The sequence below is a fragment of the Phyllobacterium calauticae genome, assembly GCF_019991125.1.
Classification (GTDB): Bacteria; Pseudomonadota; Alphaproteobacteria; order Rhizobiales; family Rhizobiaceae; genus Phyllobacterium; species Phyllobacterium calauticae.
This window is the reverse complement of record NZ_JAGENB010000014.1, coordinates 21,820-47,427: the sequence shown is the minus strand read 5'-3', so window position 1 is coordinate 47,427 and position 25,608 is coordinate 21,820. Positions and strand designations below refer to the sequence as shown.

Sequence of the window (25,608 nt, the reverse complement as noted above, 5' to 3'; positions counted from 1 at the left end):
GGGCAGTCAGTTGTGGAGAAATGGTGCTTTGCCAGCGTATGCGGATGTAGGTTCGGGCAAGGCTGGCGCGCCCAGCGCGCCAGCTCCTGTTCTATCGCCTGATTACTCCGGGTAGCACACAAAGCAGTTCAAACAGGAGGTTGGCAGCGGTAATCGCTGTTGTTCCCGTCGTGTCGAAAGGAGGCGACACTTCAACGAGATCCGCACCGATTATGTTCAACCCTTGGCATCCCCGAATGATTTCAAGGGCCTGGATGGTGGTGAGTCCACCGATCTCCGGCGTTCCTGTACCGGGGGCAATACCAGGATCAAGACTGTCGATGTCATAACTTACATAGACAGGACCTTCGCCCATCTGTTGACGGACTTCAGCCATGAGAGGGACAAGCGACCTATGCCAGCAATCTTCCGCTGGAACGACGCGGAATCCCTGCCCCCGCGGCCAGTCAAAATCTTCAGCGGCATAACCGGACCCTCTTAGCCCTATCTGAACGACGCGCTTGCAGTCCAGGAGACCTTCCTCGACAGCGCGCCGGAACGGTGTTCCATGCGCGATGGCTTCGCCAAACTGATGGTCATTGATGTCGGCGTGTGCATCGATATGGATGAGCCCCACTGGGCCGTACTTGCGGGCCATCGCTTGCAGGATCGGATATGTAAGGGTGTGGTCTCCGCCAATTGCCAGCGGCTTGCAGTCGAACTTCAAGATACCGTCGAAGAATTCTGAGATAATGCGTACAGACTTTTTCAAGTCATACGGGTTTGTCGGGACGTCTCCGATATCGGCGACCTGGAGGCTGTCGAATGGGGCGGCTCCAGTTCCCATATTGTAGGGGCGGATCATCACCGATTCAGCACGAACCTGACGAGGCCCAAAGCGTGCGCCGCTACGGTTCGACGTGCCAATATCCATGGGAACGCCGACAAAACAGGCGTCCAATCCCTTCGCGTCCGGCGCGTGAGGTAACCTCATCATCGTCGTGATACCCGCGAAGCGCGGCATTTCATTGCCACCAAGCGGTTGGTTGAAAGTTGTCATGAGAGCTTCTCCAAATCCTCGTTTTCAGTCGGCATGGGCGCGCCAAGCGAGAGTAAAAAGCCAGATCGCCCATCAACGTAGGATCCATGGAGAATTTCTTGCGTTAGAAAAATAGCGATTGAGGCATGTTGCATCGGATCAGTCGATGTAACATTCTTCGATGTTTACGGAGGAGGATATGGAATGCGTGTTCACGACTTTGATCTCAAGTTACTTCGTACATTTCGCGCGATTGTCGAGGCAGATGGCATCGTAGGGGCGCAGCTCACTTTGAACGTGTCTCAATCGACGCTTTCTACGCAACTGGCCGATCTTGAAAAAAGGCTGGGATTTCGCGTCTGTTACCGAGGTCGATCAGGATTTGCGCTCACAACGGCCGGGCAGCAGATCTATAACGCCTGTGAGGACCTGTTCTCAGCGGCTGACAGATTTCAGAACGCCGCCGCCTCGATCTCGGGTGAACTCAAGGGAGTATTGCGGTTAGGCATTGTGGACGCAATGATTACGAACCGGACATGGGACTTGTCAGCAATCATCGGTGAGTTCAACGACCGAGCTAAGAAGACCGTGATCGAAATCTTCAGGGACTCACCTGGGGATATGGAGCGGTTACTTATCGAGGGGTCACGTGACGTAACTATTGGCGGTGCCTTTACCAGAAAAACGGCAGGTATCGCCTACATCCCTCTCTTCAACGAGCAGCACGCGATCTTTTGTTCGAACGATCATCCGCTAGCGGGCCATGAGGCCGTCGAGATCGCCGAGTTGAAACACTATGTTTTTGTCGCGCGCCGCTATCTGCACCGATACGATCTCGAGCGAGTTGGGCATATCAGTCCCGGTGCAATCGTGGAGGAGATGGAATCCCAAGCGCTTCTGATTCAGTCGGGTCGTTTCATTGGCTACCTCCCAGTGCACTACGGGGAAACGCTGCGGTCACTGACGAGGGTCAGAACTACAGAAAGCATCGATTATTATTCGCCTTTTTACCTGCTTCATAAAAACAATGCAGAAGAGAATCTTCTTGTACGAAATTTCCTGAACAGGGTGCGAGAAGCTAAGATGCTGAAATCAGCACAGTACTCGCAACCGATACAGCCCCTCGAAAGCGCCATCAAGAAGAAACGACGCTAGTGAGATACATCTCTTTTTACGATGTAAAAGCCTAAAAGATCGGATAGACAAGGACGTCTCGCGATCGTTAGCTGTTCCCGTCCACGCACTGTCAGTTGGGATAAGGGAAGTTCAATGTTCACCGATGCCATCAACATCGATTACGAGCCGGCCTGTGATGGGTCAGCGGTTATGACTGCGCCATTATCAGTTAAGAGCATATCCGCATCCTTTCTGAGGTTTTTGACAGGGCGGTTCATTGCGCCATTCAGGCCCAAATGTCGTCGGTGGTCCGGGACTCGATGTGCCGAAGAATTCGTTCGCAGCACGCAACAAGAACTATCTCATCGGGGAAAAAAATGACCTCAAGCCCAACAATGATCAGCCTTGAAAATATCCATAAATCCTACGGGTCGGTGCAAGTGCTCAAGGGCGTAAGCATCGCCGTCGGTGCCGGCGAGCGGGTGGTGCTCTGCGGCCCCTCTGGATCGGGAAAAAGCACTCTGATCAGGTGTATCAACGGCTTGGAAACGAGGACCAGCGGGCAGATTCTGGTGAATGGTCACGAGTTGCATCCCAACTGTGAAAACATCGCCGATCTCAAAGGAGAGGTTGGAATGGTCTTCCAACAGTTCAATCTGTTTCCGCATCTAACGGTGCTGCAGAATCTAATGCTGGCGCCGCGGATCGTTCGCGGCATCACTCACGAGGTGGTACGGGCTCAGGCCATGAGCCTCTTGGAACGTGTTAAGATTGCGAACAAGGCTCATGCCTATCCGGGACAGTTGTCGGGCGGACAGCAGCAGCGTGTCGCAATCGCGCGTGCGCTTTGCATGCAGCCGAAGGTGATGCTGTTCGATGAGCCTACGTCCGCCCTGGATCCCGAGATGGTCAAGGAAGTCCTCGATGTCATGATCGATCTGGCCCGAGAAGGCATGACGATGATCGTCGTTACTCACGAAATGGGGTTTGCAAGGACGGTGGCAGATCGAGTGATCTTTATGGATGGTGGGGTGATCTTGGAAGAAGACGCCCCGGTTTCATTCTTTGCCAGGCCGAAGCATCCGCGCACGAAAGAATTTCTTCGGCAAGTGTACGAACACAGCCACTAGTCGCATCGCGCCAGCATTCCCCGAAAAGCCCAATCAAACGCTCAAATCCAAGGAGGCTCGTATGAGCAGACTTCTGCAAACTGGACTCAATGCGGGCAAGGACCCGCTCATCAAAGTGATCGACGGAGAAGGTGTCTATTTCGTTCTCGCGGACGGTCGCCGACTGATCGACGGAAGCAATACCGGCGGCCCGCTCGGCCACAAGCATCCCGTTATGGTGGAGGCAATGAAGAAGGCAGCTTCGAACCCGGTCATCAACGAAGGTTGGTTCTGGGCTGAACGTGAGGCCGCTGCCGAGGATCTGATCGATATCGCCTTCGGCGAAGAGAAAAGCTGGGTTGGGGCCGTCCGTTTTTTCCTCAGTGGCAGTGAGGCCAACGATTTGGCACTGACCTTCTCCCAGGCTCTTACGGGTCGCACGGAACTCGCGACGCGCGAGCGGGCGTATCACGGTATGGCTGGTCTGGCACGCCAGATGACGGTGCAGCCGCACTGGCATGGGGGCCTCGCCATTCAAGGCGGTGGCAGCAAGCCAGTTCCACCACAGGTCCCGGTCCGGATCCTTCCGGCTCCTGCCAATGCCAAATATGGCGGCCTCCCCGACAATCGGCCTCTGGTTGAACGAATGGCAGGTACACAGGAGACACTGTCTTCTGTCGCGGCAACGATCATAGATTACACACAGGGCGGCATCTATTACGATTCCGAATACCAGGATTATGTTGCCAACGCCGCCCGAAAAGCTGGGTCTCTGTGGATCGCCGATGAAGTTGTAACGGGCCTGGGTCGCAGTGGTCGCTGGTTCGCGTTTCAAGGTGGTGAAACCCGTCCTGACATCGTGACGCTCGGCAAATGTCTGGCTGGCGGATCAGCCCCAGCTGGCGCCGTTGTGATGTCGAAAGACATTGTAGAGCAGATGAAGGGCAAGAGCTGGCAGACCTACAGCACCTTTCGCGCACATCCAAGCGCGGTAGCCGCCGTACGCGCCTACTTATCTGTAATGGCAGATGGGCAAATCATTCGCCGCGTCAAGACGTTGGAGACCCGGATGCAACAACGGCTCATCGAGGTCGCTCGCAAGCACCCGAGCGTTGCCCGCGTTGACGGCTTTGGGCTGCACTGGACAATTGAGTTGCACGGTCCTGATTGGCGCAAATGGTATGCCGATACGACCGACGCGCCGATTGCGTCGCGTGTTGCCGCCCGCGCAATGGAGGCCGGCGCAGTCATTGGCACCAGCGGCGAACAGACTTCGCTGTTCCTCGCCCCTTCGTTCATCATTTCGGACGACGAACTGGAGACACTAATCTCTGCACTGGATCACGGCCTCGATCTTGCCGACGCCGAGTTCGAGCGTGGTGCCGCCTAGAGGAGGACTGAAGATGGACACGACTAATGCAGTAACAAAAGCCGTCCGCGAAGCGGCTCAGATATACTTGGACGCACTATTTCTGGGAGACATCCAAAGGTTTCGCTCCGTCTTCCATCCTCAGGCACACCTATATTCGGCGACTGAAGGAAACCTAATTCAACTGACAGTCGACGCATACATGGATATCGTTGCGAACCGCCCATCTCCTAAAGAGAAGGGCGATCATCGCCAAGATGAGATCATATCCGTGTCTGTTGGCAGTCCAACAACCGCGCATGTTCGGGTCAAGGACGTCTACCTGCCCAAAAAATTTGTCGACGATCTCACGCTGGTACAGATCGACGGCAAATGGCAAATCGTTTCGAAGGTCTGGCACTTCGATCTGTGATTTAGGATAATCAAGCTCAGGCAAAAGATTACTGCAGCGTAGCGTTTTCCAGTCGCTTGATGAGACGCTTTTGCACTCTACAGTGCGGCGATGAGACATCACCGCAGAGGGTCAAATGCAACGCTGGCTGGACAAACTTACTGATCTTGCCGCTGTCCCTGGCATGAGTATCTCGTAAAACAAGGACTGGAGGCGGTTATCGCGAAAACCGGCTTCAGCGGATACGCCTATCTTAACCCGTTTGAATTGCTGCCCGAGGCGCAGCATCGGTTCGAGGAAAATGGTGAGTGGCAATGTAGCTCCGTTCACGAGGCCTCGATTTTGTGGTCAAATATTTCATTTGTCAAAAACAGGAATGAAAGCGGCCAAACGAATGACGGCTTTGCGCCCGCATTACGGCCGTTAGACATGACGGAACTGCTTCCCGAAAGCAGACACATATTTCCGATGCGAACGGGATACCCCGAGCCGCAAAAAATCTATCACGGGGAGCTACGATCTCTGACGGACCATGACGTGGAAAACCGCTTGCAACCCTGAAAGCGACACGAAGGTTGTCCATCTTATAACCGAGGTGAAGACAACTAGTTTACCGACTTCACGGCCTGGAGAATGACGTCCGCGGTTTCTTTCGGGTGAGACATGTAGACCATGTGGCTCGACTTGATGTCCGTAGCTTTGGTTCCTGCCCGCTTGTACATCCAACGGAGCAACTCTGGAGGAATGACCCGGTCCTCGGTCGTTACGATGCCGAATGTCGGTTTCTCATGCCATGCCGCCTGGTGGAACCTTACCTGATACGTCTCCACGGTCATCGGCTTCGAGGATGCTGACATGAAGTCAGTTACATCTTCGGGAAGATCCGCGGCGATCGTGTCGCGATAGGTAGTCGGGCTGGGAACGAAGGTGTGAGCGTCCAGCATCTCCATGTTGATCTTCATCGGGTACAGCTGGGAAAGCTCGGTCAGGTTCTCGCCCTCATCGGGCTCCAGGGCGGCCACGTATACCAGCGCTTTTACCACCTCTTCGGTTCCTGCCTCCGTGATCACCGCTCCGCCGTAGCTGTGACCAACGAGCACTGTAGGACCCTTCTGCTGCTTGAGGATGAGCCGGGTGGCAGCGATGTCATCCGCCAGACTGGTGTGCGGCAGCTGGACGACGCTCACTTTCAAGCCCTTCGCCCGCAGGATGTCGTAAACCGGTCGCCACCCAGATGCGTCCATTGTCGCACCGTGGACCAGCACAACATTTGTGGCATCTGCAAAGGCGGGGACAGCCATCGATGTCCCAATAAGGGCGGTCAGCATCAGTTTCTTCATTGTCTCACACCTCTTAATTCAATTTGGTGACTCGAATATAGCGAACTGGCAGCTTATCTATTAGATAGTGTATTTCGCACACCTCTATCGATGAGTTAGATAAATGGACCGCCTAGTGCTTCGTGACCTTGCTGTCTTCGAGACCGTAGCAAGACACCAGAGTTTTACGGCTGCCGCAGCCGAGCTTGGTATTTCTCAGTCGTCTCTCAGCTATGCGGTAAGCCAGCTTGAGCAACGTGTCGGCGTACCCCTGCTTGCCAGGACGACACGCACCGTCGCGCCGACGGAGGCAGGAAGGCAACTTCTCGGCACGCTCGTGCCAGCTCTTCGGGACATCGGCGATGAGCTGGCCAACCTGCAGGAAATGCGTTCGATTGTTTCAGGTGCCGTTCGGTTGACGATGGTTCCTGTCGCCTACGAGACCATTTTGCGTCCGTCGCTTACGTCATTTCGCGAGAAATATCCGAACGTGTCGATTGAGGTGTCGATCGACGAGGGGTTCAGCGACGTCGTAGCCAAAGGATTCGACGGAGGTATCAGGTTTGGCAACCTAGTCGATAGGGATATGGTTGCAGTGCCTCTTACGCGCTCCGCACCCGTTGCGATCGTGGGCTCCCCGGAATATCTTCTAAAACACGGCCCGGTTCCCACACATCCCAATGATCTCCCGGCGCATATCTGCATCGCATATCGCTTCGTTAGTTCGACGCGGCTCTATCGCTGGCCGTTGTCGAAAAAGGGCAAGACTGTCGAGTTCAAAACAAACGGCCATCTGGTGTTCAACGATGGGGAGGCGATACGCTCCGCGGCTCTCGACGGCTTGGGGCTCGCCTACCTATTCGAGGTTCAGGTTCGCGAGGATATCAAGTCTGGGCGACTCGTCTCTGTCTTGTCCGACTGGCTTCCGGATTTACCGGGTTTTAGCCTTTACTATCCGGACCGGACCAGGACGTCTCCAGCGTTCAGGGCATTGATCAATCACTTACAGCTGTTGCGCGCCGATAATAGAACCAATGAGCCATCTTGACGACCGAGCGTTCGGAGATGTGGCTCATTCCGATGAACAACTACTGCCCAAAAATCAGCGTCAACAGGCTTTGCGGATGCAGATCGTTCTGGCCATCGCGCCCCACTTCTCGCGGACTAGTCCTGCAAATCAAGGTAGGTAACCCGCTTTCTCGATCGCGGGGCGCGCAGCCCAGGTTGATTGGGCGCATTTGCACTCTCATACTGACCACTGCCTGCACGGCGGCTTTTCTCCGCCCTCTTCACTGACGTTAGCAACCGCTCATAACAGGAACCAGGCCAGCCGATATCCCGTAAGATATGATCGGGAAGGTCATTTACGTGCTTCTTTTTGTCGGTTGTGTTCCGCAAGATGACGACAGTGCTGAGCCATCGCTGTACTCTAGCTACCACTGTAAAACTCGTCTTAGTCATAGCTTTCACCATTTACGTGCGGATACGTGTCCTTACGTATCCGCACACCGCTGTTACTCAATTGTTGATGTTGAACGACCTTCGAACAGGACCGGCCTACTTCGCGAGCGACCGTAGCCGGCCAATGATTAGGTGTTGGTCTTATTGGCGCCCGCCGCGTTTAGGCGCAGAGACAACTCCACATCTGCAGCGAAAGGCACTGAGAGATAACCATGTTCAACAGACCGGACCCGTGCGACATATTCCGGGCTTGCGTCCGCATTGTCGGCAATTATCAGCGCGCCGAGCCGCAACCGTCCCTCTAAAAGGGACAGCACGGAAGGATAGAGATTTTTAGCGCCGTCCAAAAGCACGAGGTCGATCTGTTCTGGCAGATCACGCGCGAAAGTCTCCAGCGCGTCACCTTCCCGAATCTCGACCAAGTCGGACAGGCCGGCGGCCTCAATATTTTGACGAGCATGATCGACCTTCGAAGGCTCAAACTCGCTACCGATCAGGCGGCCGCCCCCATTATCTCGCAGTGCCGAAGCAAGATGGATGGTCGATATCCCGAAAGATGTCCCGAACTCGATGATAGTATGGGCGCCGGTAGCGCGCGCAAGCATATAGAGAAGGACACCGGTTTCACGAGAGACCGCAAGTGGCTGCTCCTTGAGACGCTCATAGAAACGCCGATAGTCGGCCCGATCCGCGTTGCGGACTTCGGGCGGGACATCTGCCATCTGCCGATCATAGGCCTCCTCGATAGCATCGGCGTCCGCAAAGAGCCGGTTGATCAGGGAGGATATTGCGGGTGAGGTAAAGTTTATCATTGCACGCTCCGTAAGGTGGATGAACCCGGGCCAATCGGCGGTTCTATGCAATGCGTTGAGATATGACGATGTGTGGCGGCGAGAGGATGAGCCATCCCTGCCCTTGAGGCCCTCGGACCTACTTATTACCAGCACCGTTTGAACGGTGGTTGCTGGATTGAACGTCAAACCATCACCTAAGCGCAATTGCAGAGAGCCGACAGAGTCGGTCTCGGGCTTGCGCGTTGAGTGACGTTAACGCTTACGATCGCCAGTGGTGCGACAGCTAGCTTCTAGCATTGCAGACACCTCGACAGCAAGAGAAATTGGAGACGCTGCCCCATCTCGTCAACCAGTGCGCCATGTCTCACCATCGACCGCATCCAAAGATGCCATTACCGTCAGAACACCTATCTAAAATGGCCTTGCGTACATGACCGTAAATCATCAGAAAACGATCGTTTGTCCTCTCAGCAGAAGCCATTTTGCAAATTGAGTAAGTTTCTTTTCAGTTGGCATTCAGGACACCTGTCGAAGGAGTGCCTGAAATTTTACTGCTTCAACTGAGATTGAATAAAACCTTGGATCGCAATATCGGCTTTATAGAGCAGAACAAGTTAACGTAGAACCGCCACGACTTTCGGACATGGGGTAATCAAACATGAGTCAACTGATTGGAAGAGGCCTCATGCAAATGCCTTTCGATAGGAATCTTTTAGCGTAAGGAAGTTTCCACGAAACGCAAACACATCAATGCCCTCAAAGGATACGATTGATCCATCCGGCATGCGCCGATCAAGAGCCCACAGCGCAAAACCGCGATTGCCGGCGATGCAGCAAGCTCCAGGCTTGAACGATCCAGCCTCCAGCGACTGGAAAATGCGCGCCAGTTCGTCTTGGATAGCCTGCCTTCCGGCAAAGATCGTGCCCGGACCAGATCCGGTTGACGCGGCATACACAGCATCGTCGGTGAAATAGCGCATGCAGGCATCAAGGTCATGACGCCGCCAATCCTCGCCAAACCGGGCCAGCCGTTCCAGGCTCATGACATCAGAAGAATTCGAAGGCATTGTGTCAAGTCCTTTCGCCAGTGGTATCACTCTGTTATCCGGTCATCCGTGCGCCTGTTTGAGCTCAGCTATGGCGGTGCAGAAAACCGGTCAGGAAGGCTTCGAAATTATGCTCAAGCTCGGGTGACTGATATCCCCCCTCCTGCACAATCACCGTTGGCAGGCGCATGGAACCAATTGCCTCCCCCATGCGCGCAAAGCCGGCGCGATCCACGCGCATGCAGGCAAACGGGTCGTCGGTCGATGCGTCGAGACCAAGCGCGACAACCAGCATCTCTGGGGCGTATTGGCGGATCACGCCGATTCCGCGATCCACGGCGGCGCAATAAACGGCACTGTCACTCAGCAGCGGCACAGGCAGGTTCAAATTCGCACCTTCGCCGGCGCCCCGCCCGCACTCATCGGCATAGCCGGCATAGAACGGATAGAGATCGGCGGGATCCCCGTGCACCGAGATATGCAGGACATCTGGACGTTCATAAAAGATTGCCTGCGTGCCGTTGCCGTGATGGACATCAATATCGATGATTGCAACGCGGTTCACGCTGCCGCGTGCGACCTGCGCCGCGAGCGCCGTATTGTTGAGATAGCAAAAACCGCCGGCCTTGTCGGCATAGGCGTGATGTCCGGGCGGCCGGCAGAGCGCATAGGCCGCCCGCGCGCCGCCAAGAACGCGTTTCGTCGCTTCAATCGCCGTCATGGCGCTCGCACGGCAAGCCGGCCACGTCCCTTCGACGATCACACAGCCGGCGTCGGCCTGGTAATAACCGGCGCGTCCATAGAAATTGCGCGGCAAGCGGTTCATGTAGACATTGGGATGCGCGCTGACGCGCAACTCCGGACCGGTGTCCGGCATAGCCCGCCACTCGGCATAGCCATTGGCAAGAAAATCGAGATACCCGGCATCGTGCACGCTATGCAGGACTTCATGACCCGCATCGGCCGGTACCATGGTCGCAATGGACATCCGGCGCAGTGCATTCTGGAATGACACGACGCGGTCCGCCTGCTCAAGATTCGGACGGAAGACGCCTCCAGCCAACCGCGTCAACGGCTGGTGCAATTCTTGCCGGGGATCATAGATAGCCAACATTCATAACACCCGTATTTTTGCATGGTTCAACTGCGGCCGGTCATTTGTCCGGATACGCCACTCCATCACTTCGGCAATCGCTTTGCCCAGGTCGCGATGGCTTCGGCGACGGCAGCCGGCTGTTCTGGAAACAACGCATGCGACGCGTTGGCAATGGTGACGGTCGTCACCCGGTCACCGAACTGCTGCCGCAATTCACCCCAGCGGTCGCGCGGTTTGAACGGATCTTCCTCGGGGATAAGTTCAAGAATCGGCGCGGTGCCGGCAGCCCACCAGACCGCTCTCGGAACCGGGTTTTCGGATTGCATCCTGATGACTTGAGGATACCAGCCCTGAAGCCACCGCGTGGCATCGTGCCCCTTGGCAAAGAAGGCACCTTTCAAGGCCGCCAGCCGCATGTCATCGGACAGAGAAAGTGTGGAGGCATAATCCGGCGCCCACCAGACCAGCGGATTTCTTTCTGCGGTATCGCTGGCAGCGCCCGCGGCAATCGTCACGCCCCGAACCCGTTCGGGATACCGGGTGGCGACCATGCGGGAGATGAAATGGCCATAGGCATGGCCAACCACAACGGCCCGGCCATCGCCCAGGGCATCAATGACATTGGCCGTGTCCTGGGCAAAATCGTAGAGGCTCACGCCTTCCATCGGGCCCTTGGATTGCCCCACGCCCCTTGGCTGCGGCCGCAGCACTTTAAACCCCGCTTTGGCCAAGTGCTCCGCCGCCGCATCGTAATCTTCATAGCCGTCACGCCCCGTCGACGGCAGGATGACAATTGCCGGGCCGCTTCCGTCTACGATGGTTTCAATTTCGGTATCGTCCTTTTTGACGATCTCCACCTGCCTGGCAGCGGCTGGAAAACCGGCGCCAACCATGAAGACCAGGCATAAAGACAGCTTTCGAACACGCATGCTCTTTCCCTCCCCTGTTTTATGACAATCAAGACGTCGCAACATCGCCGGACATGAAGCTGCCCGGGACAAACATGTCAGCCGCGGCTTGTTCCACCCGAAGCGCTGTAGGCATCCAGCGATGCGTCCAGCGCCTGCGTGAAGCGGGCAACGATTTCGTCGATCTGCTCCTCCGTGCAGATCAGTGGCGGTGCCAAAGCGATGCCGGTACCCAGCGAGCGGCAGACAAGCCCTCTTTCGAACGCCCGGTTCTGCACACCCAGACCGAACTGCATGTCCGGTGCAAAGGCCTCTTTGCTCTGTTTGTCGCGCACGAGTTCGACGGCCCACATCAGCCCCACACCGCGTACTTCGCCGATCAGCGGGTGATCGGCCAATGGCGCCATCGCCGCCTGCATCCGAGCGGCCAGGGCCGGGACATTGTCGATGATCCCGTCCTCTTCATAGATGCGCAGCGCCTCGACCCCGACAGCACAGGCAACGGGATGCGCACCATAGGTGTAGCCGTGGCCGAAGACGCCGATCTTCTCGCTTTGTGCCCGCATCCCCTGATAGACCCGCTCGGATATCAGCAATGCCGACAGGGGCATATAGGCTGCGGTCAGCGCCTTGGCACAGGTCACGATATCGGGTTTCATGTCATAGGTCTGGCTTCCCCACCAGTTTCCGGTGCGACCAAAGCCGGTGATGACTTCATCTGCAACCAGAAGGACGTCGTGCTTGCGCAAAACCGCCTGGATTTTCTCGAAATAGCCGGCGGGCGGCACGATCACCCCGCCGGTCCCCATCACTGGCTCGGCGAAAAAGGCGCCGACCGTTTCCGGTCCTTCGGCAAGGATCAGCTGATCCAGCTCTTCTGCAAGCCGGGTTGAAAATGCCTCTTCCGTCTCCCCGGGCAGACCTTCCCGGTAGAAATGCGGACAGGTGACATGGAGGAAGCCCTCCAGCGGCAGGTTGAAATCCCGATGCAGGTGCGGAAGCCCGGTCAAGCTTGCCGACGCAATTGACGTCCCATGATAGCCGCGATGACGCGCGATGATCTTGCGCTTCTGTGTCTGGCCCTTGGCATGGAAATAGTACCACACGAGCTTGATGGCCGTATCGTTCGCTTCCGAACCAGAGCTCTGGAACAAAACCTTTGACATCGGCACCGGCGCGACCTTGAGAAGGCGCTCGGCCAGCTCAATGGCAGGCTCCGTCGAACGATGGGCGAAATTCTGGTAGTAGGGCAATGTATTGAGCTGCCTTGTCGCAACATCGGCGAGCCGTTTCTCGCTCATGCCCAGTGCCGCGCACCACAGGCCCGACATGCCCTCCAGATATTGCCTGCCGTCGTCATCATACACATAGGCACCCTCCCCGCGCATCATGATCGTCGGCCCCAGCGTCTCATGCAGCGCCAGATTTGTTTGCGGATGGATATGCGTGCTGATGTCGCGCATTCGAAGCGAGTTATAGGTCACGTTTTCTTTCCTTTTTGCTCAAGCGCATCTTGCGAATGTTTAGTCGGGCGAAGGGCTGGAACGGCCGCGCCGCTGGATGAGTTGGCCGGCGACGAGGATCACAATCGATAGAACGACGAGTATGGATGAGATTGCCGCGACCGTCGGATCGACCTGATCGCGTATATTGGCGAACATTCGTTTGGTCAGGGTGGAGTTTGCGCCGCTCGACACGAAGATGGAGACCACCACCTCGTCGAAGGAGGTCACAAAGGCGAACAGCATGCCTGACAGAACGGAAATACGGATCTGTGGCAGCGTTACGGTCACAAAGGCGCGGACCGGCGAGGCTCCAAGTCCGCGGGCGGCGCGCTCCAAATTCATGTCAAAGCCGGAAAGCCCATTCCCGACGGCAATCATGACGAAAGGAATGGCCAGCGTCGTGTGCGCCAGCACAAGGCCGGTGATCGTGTTGTTGAGGCCAAGCCGGGCGTAAACGAAGAAAACACCGATGGCCACGAAGATCAGCGGTACCATCATGGGCAGCATCAGCATGCTGCGGATGACGGGTTTGAACAGATTCCCGGACTTGTGCAGTCCGTAGCTGGCAAGCGTGCCAAGAATGGTTGCCAGAATGGTTGTCGCGGCGCCGACCTTCAGCGACACCCATGTCGACTGGCGCCACTCCGACGAGAAGAAATAGGCCTCGTACCAGCGGAGGCTCCAGACCCGCGGCGGGAATTCCAGATATTGCGAATCCGAAAATGACATGGGAACGACGATCAGGCATGGAATGATGAGAAAGGCGATGACCAATCCGACGAGACCATAGAGCCACAACCGCTGGAGGTGCGTGATCTGTGTTGAGGTGGCGGGACGACGCAGCATCAGCGCTTCCCTCCCCATGCGTCCGGCACGCGCATGAAACGGTTCACGCCCCAGAGAATCCCCCCTGTCACGACCAGCAGCACCACGCTCAAAGCGCTCGCCGCTCCCCAATTGGCAAATTTGGCCACCATGTCGGCGATCTGGGTCGACCACATGGCGACGCGGCCGCCGCCAAGCAGGGCGGGCGTCAGATAAAAGCCAAGGCAGAGGACGAAGGTCAGGGCAATGCCAGCGGAAAGACCGGACAAGGACAAGGGCAGAAAGACCTGCCGGAACGCCTGCGCCGGTGATGCGCCGCAATTGGCGGCGGCACGCAGCAGAACCGGGTCAATGGCCTTCATCGCGGCGTAAAGCGGCAGGATAAGGAACGGCAGCATCACATGCACCATCCCGATCACGGTTCCCGTCATGTTATGCACCAGCGGCAGGGGCTCGCTGATAAGACCGCTCGACAGCAGCCATTGATTGATGATGCCCTGCCGCTGAAGCAGGACGAGCCAGGCATAGGTGCGCACCAGAACCGACGTCCAGAACGGCAGTATGACGAAGACCATCAATAGCTGGGCTGCACGCTGCGGCAGTTGCGACAGGAGATAGGCAACGGGATAGCCAAGCAGGACGCAGATGGCAGTGACCAGTCCGGCAACCTTGAATGTGGTGAGAAAACTTTCGATATAAGCGGGGCGCAGCAGCCGCACATAGTTCTCCGCCGAGAGGTTCCCGGCGGCATCGAACAGGGAAAGCCAGGCCAGCCAGCTAAACGGAATGATCAGGACCGCCGCCACCAGCACCGCAGCGGGCAGGGAAAGCCCGACGAAGGAGATGCCCTGCAGGCTTCGGGAGCGCTGGAGCAGCGAATTGTTGAGAATGGCCGGTTTCACCTCTTGCACCATGACCGTCATTGGATCGCGTCTCCGACAACGACGCTGGCTTCCGGGGTCAGCCACAGCTCGAGATCCTGTCCCGGCACGGGCAGTTCCTTTCCTTCCGACCCCGTGTGCCGGATGGAGATTTCGTGGTCCCCGGCCAGGCTGACCGATACGAGATGACTGTCGCCGCGATAGACGATGTCCATGACCTTGCCGGCGATCCGGTTGTCGCGTTGCGCGTCACCGGCCCAGCGCAACCGCTCCGGGCGTACGATCAGCCAGCCATTGGCGTCGCAATGCGGCGGTTCTGAAGCAAGGCGCAAGGACCTGTCGTCCAGATGATAGCTGCTCTCACGCCGTTCGACCGGCAGGAAGCGCGTTTCGCCCATGAAGCCGGCCACAAATTTGCAGTTGGGATGATCATAGATGTTCTGCGGCGTATCGAGCTGGATGACCCTGCCCCGGTCAAGCACGGCAATGCGATCGGACATGGTCAGCGCTTCCTGCTGGTCATGCGTCACATAAACTGTCGTCATCCCGAGACGGTTGTGCAGGCGCTTCAGTTCCATCTGCATATGTTCGCGCAGGTTCTTGTCCAGGGCCGAGAGCGGCTCATCCATGAGCAGTATCTTGGGTTCGAACACGATGGCGCGCGCCAAGGCCACACGTTGACGCTGGCCGCCTGACAGTTCCCCGATACGCCGCGCCGCCAGCTTGTCCATATGGACGGTTTCCAATGCACCCGTAACACGGCGGCGGATCGATGCCCGGTCTATCCCTCGCAATTTGAGCGGATAGGCGACATTGTCGAAAACATCCATGTGGGGGAACAGGGCATAGTTTTGGAACACCATGCCGAGATCACGCTTGTGCGGCGGCCGGGTAATGAACTCCACCTCGTCCACCATCAGACTGCCGCTATCCGGCCGCTCAAAACCGGCTATCACATTGAGCAAAGTGGTTTTGCCAGAACCTGACGGACCCAGAAGGGTGAGGAACTCCCCCGGTTGAATATCCAGTGAAATTCCATCAAGTGCCTTGAAGGCACCATAGGCCTTGTGAACATGGCGAATGGAAACCTTACCTGCACCCATGATGCCCTCCCGAAGTCATTTGTTCGTCAGTTTGCCATCAAGAGACTATAGTCTTCACGGACCAGATTGGTGTTATCACGCCACCAGTTTGCATCAAGAAACACCTGCTTCTTGACATTCTCGGGGGACATGTTGGACCGTGCCAGCACCTCCGGCGAGAATTTTCCGACCTTGAAGGCGAGACTGTTGGTTGGACCGTAGTAGGGCATCATTTCCGGAATGCGAGCCTGGATTTCGGGCGAAACCACACCCGCAACCAATGCCTGCGCCGCCTTGGCATGCGGCGCTCCCTTGAGAATGGCAAGGCAGCCATAACCCAGAATGGCATCCTGATAAGTGTAGGAAACGGGCGCTCCATCGGCAATCACACTGGCAACGCGGCTGCCCCAGATCGCCATCATGTCGACCTCGCCATCCTTGATCAGCTGGGAAGACTGCGCACCCGACGACCACCATACCGCGACTTTGCTTTTGATTTTATCCAGCGAGCGGAAGGCGCGCTTGCTGTCCAAGGGATAAAGCTCGTCCTTCGCCACGCCATCAGCCATCAGCGCCACCTCCAGCATTTCCTGTGGATAGGTGCTCAATGCGCGACGGCCCGGAAATTTTTCCGTGTCCCACAAATCCTTCCAGCTTTGTGGCGCCTTGTCCTTGTAAACATCGGTGCGCCACGCCAGAACAACCGAATAGGAATTGGTGGCGATCCAGTGCTCGCCATATCCCCGCTTGTCAAAGCCGTCGGTGCTGATGACCTTGTAATCCAGGGGCTCAAACAGACCTTCCTTGCCACCGACCGCGCAGTCATCGGACCCCAGATGGACCAGATCCCAGGTTGGCGAACCCGACTGAACTTGCACACGCACGGCCGCCAGCCCGTCATGGGTTTCTTCCGCGATGGAAAGCCCGGCCTTGTCGGCGGCGGGCTGCCACAAGGTGGCGCGAAGATCCTTTTGCAGATTGCCGCCAAAACCAGCGATGGTCACGGTTTCGTTCGCGGCAAAAGATCCTGATGTCATTGCCACGGCAGCGGCACCAACCAACAAAGCTGATAATGTAACATGCCTGTTTTGCATTGCTCGTTCTCCCGTTTGAGCTGACTGCTTCTCACGTCGCCCTGCTTCCCCTGCAGGATCATCGACACTGTCGACAAATGTTTCGTATCGTGGCAATCTAGTTGATGAAATTAACTATCTAGTTTACATTGTCAACTAATTTTTTGACATGAAAATCCAATGCATTTCATGGAGACTAAATGAAACAGCCGCAAACCACCCAAACGCACTGGGATGTGAGGTCCGACAGAATGGCGGCAGAGGGTCAGCGCTCCATTCCTTCCCTTGCGGGGAGCGCCGCGCATGAGTCCGCATCTGGCACAGTGCATGCGGGCCCGAGCCCGGATGGCGATATCCGCGATCTCTTCTCCTTTGAGCTTCAGCGTCTTGCCGGCCTTTCCACGCGGATTGCCGCCCTGTCGATACGCCCCAAATATGGCATTACTGCACGCGAATGGCGCGCCCTTGCAGTGCTGAAATATCTCGGAAAAGTTCCGCTGCAAGAGCTTGCCAAGCATAGCGGTCTTCTCAAAAGCCAGATGAGCCGCACCGTCTCCGCAATGATCGAGCGCGGCTATATCGAGAAGACCGCCAACCCAGGCGACGGCCGCAGCATCCTGCTGTGCCTAAGTGCCGAGGGCCTCGATCTGTCGGAACAGATTCTGGACGATTCGTTTGAACGTAACGAGCACATGCTCTCCACGCTCAGCCAGGCCGAACGCCATATACTGATCGAACTCCTGCAACGCGTAACGCGCAGCAGCACGCAGTATTACCACCACCTGAAGCAGACAGCGTCACAGGCCGACTTGCAGCAGCTTGACGAGGAGTGACTGGACCTGCGCGAAATTTAGTTGACATTATGAACTACATGGTTCACTTACTCAACCAAATAAGGATGGAGTGAATCGGATGGAGCGAACGGTAGTCATCTGCGAATGCTTCGCTCGGGACGGCCTGCAACACGAAACGGTGACGGTCCCGACCGACATAAAGATTGAACTGATCAATGCCTTCAGCGCCGTAGGCTTTGAGCGCATAGAAGCGACCAGTTACAGCAACCCCGTTCGCATCCCCTCGTTTGCCGATGCCCCCGCTGTCCTGGCGGGGATCACGCGCCGGCAAAGCAGTCACTATAAGGCCACCTGTCCCAATAGGCGCGCCATCGAGCGCGCCATTGCGGATACAGAGGCCGGATATGGCGCCGACGAACTGAGCCTTCTCGTATCGGCGACGGAGAGCCACACGCAGCGCAATCTCGGCACGACGCGGGATCAGCAATGGCAGAACATTGCCGATATGGTGAAATTGTCCGATGGACGCTTTCGCCTTGTCGGCGTCCTATCCATGGCTTTCGGCTGCCCGTTTGAAGGCAAGGTCGACGAAACCGGCGTCCTCACCGATATCGGACGTTTCGCCGCGCTTGGCGTTACCCATGTTTCTGTCTGCGACACGACCGGACATGCAACGCCGTCACACGTAAAGCGGCTCTTCCGGCGCGTCGCCGATGAAATGCCTGAAATCATACCGATCGCGCATTTTCATGACAGCCGCGGCAGCGGGATTGCAAATTGCGTGGCCGCCTTTGACGCGGGCTGCCGCTGGTTTGACAGTGCGTTTGGCGGTGTTGGCGGCCATCCCGCGCAAATCCGGTACGGACAGGGCTATACCGGCAATGTCGCCACCGAGGACCTCGTCAACCTTTTCGAAGCCGAGGGCATCCATACCGGCCTTGACCTTACCCGCCTCAGCCATGCCTCGCAGCTGTGCGAAAAAGTGCTGGGCCGGGAATTGCAAAGCCGCGTCGCCCGTGCCGGCTTCGGCCATCTCGCAGCATAGGATCACACGATGCAGCAAACCACCCAATCAGCCGTCTTGCTTGTCGAGGATCGCGGCGTAGTCCGCATCATCACGCTCAACCGCCCGGATAAATTGAATGCCCTCAACACGGCATTGACACAGGCTCTGCACGATGCCCTGATGGCCGCAGACCACGACGATGCCATTCGTGCCATCGTCCTTGCAGGAAACCAGCGCGGCTTCTGTGCCGGCGCCGATCTTTCCGAATTCAGCACCCTGACCCCGGCAAATCAGGACCTTGTCGACAAGCGTGCCGACCTGACCTGCCGCACGCAGGCCATGATGCAGGGCCTGTCGAAGCCCGTGGTGTCAGCTGTGTGCGGAGCGGCTGTCGGCGGGGGTGCAGGCCTTGCCATCGGCGCGGATATGATGGTCGCCGGTGCCAATCTCAAATTCGGTTACCCCGAACTCAAACACTCGATCGTCCCGGCTCTTGTCATGACGGGCCTCCAGCGTTCGCTCGGGCGCAAGGCCGCCTTTGAAATGGTCAGTCTTGGCCGCCTGATCGGCGCTGAAGAAGCCTTGCAATTGGGTCTTGCCAACCGCGTGGTAGATCCGGAAGCCGTTCTTGAAACCGCTCTCGGGATTGCGCAACAATGGGCCAGCGCCAATCCGCAGGCCATGGCCGCCGTCAAAACTCTCTATTACACCGTGGCCGATCTTCCCTATGACCAGGCGATGGCAGCGGGCCGCGCGGTCAATGCCCGTATGCGCGGCTTCAGGGGGACACAGTCGTGAAGCCGCTTGAAGGGGTTCGCATTCTCGATTTCTCCCGCGTTCTCGCCGGCCCGATGGCAACCCAGATCCTGGCTGAACTGGGTGCTGATGTCACCAAGGTGGAGCGGCCGGGAAATGGGGATGAATCGCGCTCCTTCGAACCACGTCTGCCCGAGGGTGAGAGCGCCTATTTCTTCGCCTTCAATCGTGGCAAGCGCTCGCTGACGCTCAATCTGAAATCCCGCGAGGGCCAGGAAATCGCCGCAAAGCTGGCGGCGCAATCGGACGTGGTTGTTGAAAACTTCCTGCCAGGCGATATGGACAATTTCAATCTCGGCTATGGCACGCTTTCGGCGAGCAATCCGGGTTTGATCTATGTCTCCAACAGCGGGTTCGGCCAGACCGGCCCCTATCGTCATCGCCACGGCTACGACACCATCTTTCAGGCCCTGTCCGGCGTGATGCACCTGACGGGTCATCCCGATACGCCCCCGGCAAAGGCGGGCATACCCATAGCCGACATGTCATCGGGCTTGTGGATCGCCATTGCCATATTGACCGGTCTGGTCGGACGCGGGAAGAGTGGCAAGGGATGTCATATCGATCTGGCGATGATGGATGTGCAGGCAAGCCTGCTGGCGCTTGCCGCTGCCCGCCTTTTCGCGCTGGACGAGGACATAACCCGTGCAGGCACGGAACATCCCGGCCGCGTGCCTTCGGCAGCCTTTCAATGCCGTGACGGCGATTGGCTGCATATCAGCGGGAGTGACCAGCACTGGCCCGCATTATGCACCATTCTCGGTCTTGATGCGCTTGCTGCCGATGCCACGCTTGCAACCAATAATGGCCGCGTCGCCGCACGTGAGCAAGTGATGGTATCCATGCGCGGCGCCATTGCCGTACGGGAGCGCAGTGCGCTGGCGCAAGAGCTGCGGGCGGGCGGCATACCTGCCGGGGAAGTCAATACGGTACGCGAAATTCTCAATGACGCCCATATGACCGACCGACAGGTCGTAGGTGCGTTTGATCACCCGACCGCCGGGCGCTTTCCCGCTCTGCGCACACCGATCCGCTTTGCAGGGTTCGATGATCCGCAGATCGGTTGCCCGCCGCCGCTCGGAGGGGACACGTTTGATATTTTGTCCGGTGAACTCGGGTTCAGCGACGAGGCCATTACCAAGCTCAAAGAGGATGGAGTGATCTGACAATGGACACCACAGCACCGATCACCTGCCATCACGACGGTCCGATAGCCCACGTCATCCTCAATCGGCCGTCGGCGCGCAATGCCTTGAACTTGCCGATGTGCCTCAAACTGCGCTCGGTCTTCGAACAGCTGGATGCCGACAATGCGACGCTCGTCATCCTGCTTTCGGCCAACGGTCCGGTCTTTTGCGCTGGCGCCGATCTGAAAGAGCGCGCCGACAAGGATGAAACCTGGATGATTGCCCGCAGGCGCGCTTCCTTCGCCGCCTATGACGCGATCGCCCGCTGCCGCAAGCCTGTCGTCGCCCTAACGCAAGGACCCGTTGTCGGCTCCGGCGGCGAAATCCTGATGAGCTGTGATTTCGTCATCGCATCGGAACTGACCACATTCCGCTTTCCCGAACCGCAATGGGGGACCGTCGGCGCGACCCAGCGCCTGCAACGCGTTATCGGCAAGATGCGCGCCAAAGAACTTCTGTTCACCGGACGCACCATGCCGGTCGATGAAGCCTATGAGCGAGGGTTGGTTGCCCGCATCGTTCCACCCGATCAGCTGGCTGCAACGGGACAGGAAATCGCGGCAGGCATAGCAGCCGCGCCCGCGCTTGCCATGTCCCTCACCAAGCAGGCAGTCGACCTCGGTCATGAAACCGATCTCGGCAATGGCATCCGCATCGAGATGGCGGCCATAGAACGGTGTCTTGCCGATGGCGGATGGCGCAACGGCATTCAAAAATTCAACGACCGGATGGGTATGGAAAGGACTGCCGATGAGCAGGGGTGATATCGATCTTAAGGCAATCTGTCCATTGACCGTCGCTTCCGCCCTTGCCCGTGCGGCGGCCAGCGCTCCCGATGTGGAAGCGATAGTCGCTAGTGACGGCCGTATCACCTATGACCGGCTTGCCAAGGACGTGGCAATCATTCGCAAGGGGATGCATGCTCAAGGTGTGCGCAAGGGAGACCATGTCGGCCTGTGTCTTGGCAATTCGGTGCGCTGGGTGGCGACATTTTTGGCGCTCGGTTCGATCGGCGCGGTGACGGTTCCCGTCAACACCCGTTTTGTCGCTTCAGAAATGGCTTATGCGCTGGGTCAGTCGCAGGTCAAAATGCTTATTACCTGCGACCGTTTCCTGAAGGTCGATTTCATTGCCCTCCTGCGGCAAATCTGTCCCGGGATCGACAAAGCACTGCCCGATGCTGCCTTGCCCTTCCTTGGCAAGATTATCGTCATCGGGACAGACATTCCAGCCTGCGCCATCGGCTGGGAGGAAATGATTCAATCCGGTAATAATGGTTCAAATTTCGAACTGCCGGTTGCAGAACCGGATGATCCGCTGCTCATACAGTACACCTCCGGCACGACCTCCTTTCCCAAGGGCGTCTTGCTGACTCATCGCAACATGTTGGCGAATGCCTATTTTTCTGGCCTGCGGATGGGGCTGCGCCCTGCCGACCGCTTTCACAGCGCCCGGCCCTTTTTCCACGTGGCGGGTACAACATTGTCGATTCTTTCAGCCCTGCAGCAGATGGCAACATTGGTGAGCATGGACCGTTTTGAACCCGGCGAAGCCCTCCGGCTGATGGAGGTCGAAAAATGCACGCATTTTTCCGGCAATGACACCATGGCCTTGATGCTCCTCAATCATCCGGACCTGCCCGCGCGAAAACTTGTCCTGCGCGGCGCATGGCTTGCCGCATCGCCAACCATCGTTCGCCGCGTCATTGATGAGCTCGGCGCGCGCGAATGCGTGGTTGGTTACGGCCTTTCCGAAGCATCGCCCAATGTGGCGCAGTCCTGTTTCTGGGAAGCGGCGGAAATCCGGGTCAGCGCCGCCATGCGCATACAGTCCGGTGTCAGCGTCCGCATTCGCACGGCGGATGGAGGCGAGGCTCCGGCAGGTCAACCGGGTGAAATTCTGGTGCATGGCTGGAATGTCATGCAAGGCTATTTCAACAAGCCGGAGGAAACCGCTGCCGCGCTCGACGCGGACGGGTGGCTTTCGACCGGCGATCTTGGGCAATGCGATGATGCGGGCCGCCTGACCTTTCTTGGCCGCGTCAAGGATATCGTGCGTGTCGGCGGAGAAAATGTCTCTCCCGCCGATGTCGAAAACGTGCTGCATCGCAATCCCGCCATCCGGCAGGCCGCCGTTGTCGGCGTTCCCGACGAGCGCCTCGTCGAGGTAACCGCCGCTTTCATCATTCTCAATGATGGGGTGACTGCAACCGCTGACGAGATCATGCAATGGTCAAAGGGCGAAATGGCGGGTTTCAAGGTGCCGCGCCACATATGGATCGTGGACGGCTTCGAGACCATCGGCATGACCGCCAGCGCCAAGATCCAGAAGAAGCAGCTTGCGGAACATGCTCGCACGCTTCTCGGCCTGTGAGGTGGTCCCCATGCGCATAGAAACATCCGTCACCCGGCTTCTTGGTATTGACCTGCCAATCATTCAGGCCGGCATGTCGTGGGCTTCCTCCAACGCAGCACTTCCACTTGCCGTCTCGCAGGCGGGCGGGCTTGGCGTCATTGCCGCCGGGCCGATGTATCGCGACGATCTGGCCGCAGCAATCGACGAGGTGCGGGCGGGCACTGCCCGGCCTTTCGCCGTCAATTTGCCGCTCTACCGCAAAGGTGCCGATGAAATAATCGATCTGCTTGTTGAAAAGCGGGTCCCGGTCCTCATTGCATCGCAGGGTGGCCCGGGAAAATATCTGCATCGTTTCAAACCACTTGGCACGATATGCCTCCACGTCGTTGCTGGCGAGGACCACGCCCGCAAGGCAGCCGATGCCGGTGTTGACGGACTGATCGCCGTGGGCGGCGAGGCTGGGGGTCATCCGCCGCCGGATCTGGTTTCGACATTGGTGCTTGGGCGCGCGATCGCCAAGGCTGTTCCGCACATGCCGCTTGTGCTCAGCGGCGGTTTTACCGATGGCCAGGGGCTGGCAGCGGCCCTGTCGCTCGGCGCGGGCGCGGCACAGTTCGGCACACGTTTCATGGCGTCGCGCGAAGCCCGGCTTCATGACGCCTACAAGGACTGTCTGCTGCAGGCGCGCATCGGCGATACGGTTGTCGTGGGCCGCGACCTCGGCATGATCCGTGTGCTTCGCAATGTCTTTGCCGATCGCATGGCGGAAATCGAACGCCATGGCACGGCAGAAAATATACGACGCGAATTTTTCCAAACCGCCTCCCTGAAAGCTGCGGCCTTCGGCGGCGACACGCAAATGGGCAAGCTTGAGGCAGGCCAGAGCGCTGGCCTGGTTTCGGACATTCTACCCGCTGCAGACATCGTGAAGCGGATAGCACTCGAATATGCGGCAACCGTAGCCGCCCTGCCCCGGCCCGTTCCCAATGAAAACGAGGAAAGAAAACTTCATGCTGGATAAACCACTCCTGATTGACGGCACCTGGCGTGCGCCCTCCGGAACCCGGGCGGGCGACGTCAGGAATCCTGCAACCGGTCAGACAATCGCCCGCTTGCCCTTCTGTGAAAAGGCCGATCTCGATGACGCCCTCGCGGCTGCCGCCAAAGGTTTTCAAACATGGCGCAAGATGACAGCGCTGGAACGGGCCAAGATCATGCAACGCGCTGCCGCGCTTCTGCGCGAGCGGGCCGATGCGATTGCGCACCACATGGTTCGTGAACAGGGCAAGCCGCTGGCCGAAGCCCGCGGTGAAGCCAACGCCGCACCGGAACATGTCGAATGGCATGCGGAAGAAGGGCGCCGCACCTATGGCCGCGTCATTCCCTCCCGCATCCCCGGCGCGCGCCAGATGGTGATCAGGGAGCCAGTCGGCCCGGTTGCCGCTTTTTCACCCTGGAATTTCCCCGTCAACCAGCTGGTGCGCAAAATCTCTGCAGCCCTGGCCGCCGGATGTTCGATCATCGCCAAACCGCCCGAGGAAACCCCGTCGGCCTGTATTGAGCTCGCCCGTGCATTTCAGGATGCTGGCGTGCCCGATGGTGTCATCAACATCGTCTTCGGCGTTCCCGCGGAAGTATCCGAGTATCTGATCGCATCGCCGGTCATCCGCAAGATTTCCTTTACCGGCTCGGTGCCCGTCGGCAAGCATCTGGGCGCATTGGCTGCTGCTGGCGTCAAACGCGCGACAATGGAACTGGGCGGACATGCACCCTTCATCGTCGCCGAAGACGCGGATATCGAGGCTGCCGTCCGTCTTGGCGTCATGCTCAAATTCCGCAATGCCGGGCAGGTGTGCGCATCGCCAACCCGCTTCTATATTGAAGCGCCCGTGTACGACGCGTTTCGCACGGCCTTTGTCGCAGCAACTCAACACCTGAAGATCGGCGATGGGCTTGACGCGGCGACGCAGATGGGCCCGCTGGCCAATCCGCGCCGGCTCGACGCCATGGACGGCTTTGTCGAGGATGCGATTGCCGCAGGCGCACATCTGGATTGCGGCGGGCGCCGGGCCGGTAATGCCGGCTTCTTTTTCGAGCCGACGGTATTGTCGAATGTCCCCGAAAGCGCGCGCATCATGAATGACGAGCCTTTCGGTCCCATCGCCGCATTGGCGAAGGTCGCATCCGTCGACGAGGCAATCGCGCGCAGCAACCGGCTTGACTTCGGCCTCGCGGCTTTTGCCTTCACCCGCTCGCTTGCGACCGCCAACCGGTTCTCGGATGAGCTGCAGGCGGGCATGGTGTCGATCAACCATTTCGGCATTGCAGCGGCAGAAACACCCTTCGGCGGCATCAAGGAGAGCGGCTACGGCAGCGAGGGCGGCGCGGAAAGCCTCGATGCGTTCATGACCGTGAAATTCATCAGCCATATCGGAGCCTAAGCAAGTCAAATTTAGC

General features: G+C 57.9%; 24 protein-coding genes. 13 read left to right on the top strand and 11 right to left on the bottom strand.

What is annotated here, in order from left to right; genetic code table 11:
• Positions 1-91: 91 nt before the first annotated feature.
• On the bottom strand, positions 92-1,039 hold the full coding sequence (gene speB / locus J1W56_RS25135) for an agmatinase (RefSeq protein WP_223616018.1): 948 nt from the start codon (positions 1,037-1,039) through the stop codon (positions 92-94).
• A gap of 183 nt (positions 1,040-1,222) precedes the next feature.
• Between speB and J1W56_RS25130 the strand changes: the two genes are divergently transcribed.
• From J1W56_RS25130 to J1W56_RS25115, 4 genes are all read left to right on the top strand, one after another.
• On the top strand, positions 1,223-2,173 hold the full coding sequence (locus tag J1W56_RS25130) for a LysR family transcriptional regulator (protein WP_223616017.1): 951 nt from the start codon (positions 1,223-1,225) through the stop codon (positions 2,171-2,173).
• A 338-nt stretch (positions 2,174-2,511) separates the two neighbouring features.
• Positions 2,512-3,264 (top strand): amino acid ABC transporter ATP-binding protein, encoded by a 753-nt coding sequence (locus tag J1W56_RS25125; protein ID WP_319025577.1) that lies wholly within the window; start codon positions 2,512-2,514, stop codon positions 3,262-3,264.
• A 61-nt stretch (positions 3,265-3,325) separates the two neighbouring features.
• Positions 3,326-4,633 (top strand): class-III pyridoxal-phosphate-dependent aminotransferase, encoded by a 1,308-nt coding sequence (locus J1W56_RS25120; protein WP_223616016.1) that lies wholly within the window; start codon positions 3,326-3,328, stop codon positions 4,631-4,633.
• Between the two features lie 13 nt (positions 4,634-4,646).
• Complete coding sequence (locus J1W56_RS25115) at positions 4,647-5,024, top strand: nuclear transport factor 2 family protein (RefSeq protein WP_223616015.1); 378 nt, start codon at positions 4,647-4,649, stop codon at positions 5,022-5,024.
• Between the two features lie 584 nt (positions 5,025-5,608).
• Here the strand turns inward: J1W56_RS25115 and J1W56_RS25110 are convergent.
• Positions 5,609-6,343, bottom strand: coding sequence for an alpha/beta fold hydrolase (locus J1W56_RS25110; protein WP_223616014.1), 735 nt, complete (start codon positions 6,341-6,343; stop codon positions 5,609-5,611).
• A 103-nt stretch (positions 6,344-6,446) separates the two neighbouring features.
• Between J1W56_RS25110 and J1W56_RS25105 the strand changes: the two genes are divergently transcribed.
• Positions 6,447-7,370, top strand: a complete 924-nt coding sequence (locus J1W56_RS25105) for a LysR family transcriptional regulator (RefSeq protein ID WP_223616013.1) — start codon at positions 6,447-6,449, stop codon at positions 7,368-7,370.
• Positions 7,371-7,911: 541 nt separating this feature from the next.
• Here the strand turns inward: J1W56_RS25105 and J1W56_RS25100 are convergent.
• From J1W56_RS25100 to J1W56_RS25060, 9 genes are all read right to left on the bottom strand, one after another.
• Positions 7,912-8,595, bottom strand: coding sequence for an O-methyltransferase (locus tag J1W56_RS25100; RefSeq protein ID WP_223616012.1), 684 nt, complete (start codon positions 8,593-8,595; stop codon positions 7,912-7,914).
• A gap of 665 nt (positions 8,596-9,260) precedes the next feature.
• On the bottom strand, positions 9,261-9,674 hold the full coding sequence (locus J1W56_RS25095) for a nuclear transport factor 2 family protein (protein WP_223616011.1): 414 nt from the start codon (positions 9,672-9,674) through the stop codon (positions 9,261-9,263).
• A 34-nt stretch (positions 9,675-9,708) separates the two neighbouring features.
• Complete coding sequence (locus J1W56_RS25090; RefSeq protein ID WP_223616010.1) at positions 9,709-10,737, bottom strand: histone deacetylase family protein; 1,029 nt, start codon at positions 10,735-10,737, stop codon at positions 9,709-9,711.
• A 65-nt stretch (positions 10,738-10,802) separates the two neighbouring features.
• On the bottom strand, positions 10,803-11,648 hold the full coding sequence (locus tag J1W56_RS25085) for an alpha/beta fold hydrolase (protein WP_223616009.1): 846 nt from the start codon (positions 11,646-11,648) through the stop codon (positions 10,803-10,805).
• Between the two features lie 77 nt (positions 11,649-11,725).
• A complete protein-coding gene (locus tag J1W56_RS25080; RefSeq protein WP_223616008.1) occupies positions 11,726-13,111 on the bottom strand; it encodes an aspartate aminotransferase family protein in 1,386 nt (461 codons plus the stop codon).
• A 39-nt stretch (positions 13,112-13,150) separates the two neighbouring features.
• On the bottom strand, positions 13,151-13,978 hold the full coding sequence (locus tag J1W56_RS25075; protein ID WP_223616007.1) for an ABC transporter permease: 828 nt from the start codon (positions 13,976-13,978) through the stop codon (positions 13,151-13,153).
• Complete coding sequence (locus J1W56_RS25070; RefSeq protein ID WP_223616006.1) at positions 13,978-14,880, bottom strand: ABC transporter permease; 903 nt, start codon at positions 14,878-14,880, stop codon at positions 13,978-13,980. The genes J1W56_RS25075 and J1W56_RS25070 overlap by 1 nt, the downstream gene beginning before the upstream one ends.
• On the bottom strand, positions 14,877-15,941 hold the full coding sequence (locus tag J1W56_RS25065; RefSeq protein ID WP_223616005.1) for an ABC transporter ATP-binding protein: 1,065 nt from the start codon (positions 15,939-15,941) through the stop codon (positions 14,877-14,879). The genes J1W56_RS25070 and J1W56_RS25065 overlap by 4 nt, the downstream gene beginning before the upstream one ends.
• A 26-nt stretch (positions 15,942-15,967) precedes the next feature.
• A complete protein-coding gene (locus J1W56_RS25060; RefSeq protein WP_223616026.1) occupies positions 15,968-16,957 on the bottom strand; it encodes an ABC transporter substrate-binding protein in 990 nt (329 codons plus the stop codon).
• Positions 16,958-17,193: 236 nt separating this feature from the next.
• Between J1W56_RS25060 and J1W56_RS25055 the strand changes: the two genes are divergently transcribed.
• The 8 genes from J1W56_RS25055 to J1W56_RS25020 all read left to right on the top strand — a co-directional run bounded on the left by J1W56_RS25055 (position 17,194) and on the right by J1W56_RS25020 (position 25,592).
• Positions 17,194-17,826: a MarR family winged helix-turn-helix transcriptional regulator gene (locus J1W56_RS25055; protein WP_223616004.1), complete on the top strand. Its 633-nt coding sequence runs from the start codon at positions 17,194-17,196 to the stop codon at positions 17,824-17,826.
• A 79-nt stretch (positions 17,827-17,905) separates the two neighbouring features.
• Positions 17,906-18,832 (top strand): hydroxymethylglutaryl-CoA lyase, encoded by a 927-nt coding sequence (locus tag J1W56_RS25050; RefSeq protein WP_223616003.1) that lies wholly within the window; start codon positions 17,906-17,908, stop codon positions 18,830-18,832.
• Between the two features lie 9 nt (positions 18,833-18,841).
• On the top strand, positions 18,842-19,591 hold the full coding sequence (locus tag J1W56_RS25045; RefSeq protein WP_223616002.1) for an enoyl-CoA hydratase/isomerase family protein: 750 nt from the start codon (positions 18,842-18,844) through the stop codon (positions 19,589-19,591).
• Positions 19,588-20,775 (top strand): CaiB/BaiF CoA transferase family protein, encoded by a 1,188-nt coding sequence (locus J1W56_RS25040; protein WP_223616001.1) that lies wholly within the window; start codon positions 19,588-19,590, stop codon positions 20,773-20,775. Before J1W56_RS25045 ends, J1W56_RS25040 begins: the two co-directional genes overlap by 4 nt.
• Positions 20,776-20,777: 2 nt before the next feature.
• On the top strand, positions 20,778-21,560 hold the full coding sequence (locus tag J1W56_RS25035) for an enoyl-CoA hydratase/isomerase family protein (RefSeq protein WP_223616000.1): 783 nt from the start codon (positions 20,778-20,780) through the stop codon (positions 21,558-21,560).
• Positions 21,547-23,169 carry an AMP-binding protein gene (locus J1W56_RS25030; protein ID WP_223615999.1) on the top strand — a complete coding sequence of 541 codons (1,623 nt, stop codon included), beginning with the start codon at positions 21,547-21,549 and terminating at the stop codon, positions 23,167-23,169. Before J1W56_RS25035 ends, J1W56_RS25030 begins: the two co-directional genes overlap by 14 nt.
• Positions 23,170-23,179: 10 nt before the next feature.
• Positions 23,180-24,172, top strand: a complete 993-nt coding sequence (locus J1W56_RS25025; protein WP_223615998.1) for an NAD(P)H-dependent flavin oxidoreductase — start codon at positions 23,180-23,182, stop codon at positions 24,170-24,172.
• Complete coding sequence (locus tag J1W56_RS25020) at positions 24,162-25,592, top strand: NAD-dependent succinate-semialdehyde dehydrogenase (protein WP_223615997.1); 1,431 nt, start codon at positions 24,162-24,164, stop codon at positions 25,590-25,592. The genes J1W56_RS25025 and J1W56_RS25020 overlap by 11 nt, the downstream gene beginning before the upstream one ends.
• Positions 25,593-25,608 lie beyond the last annotated feature (16 nt).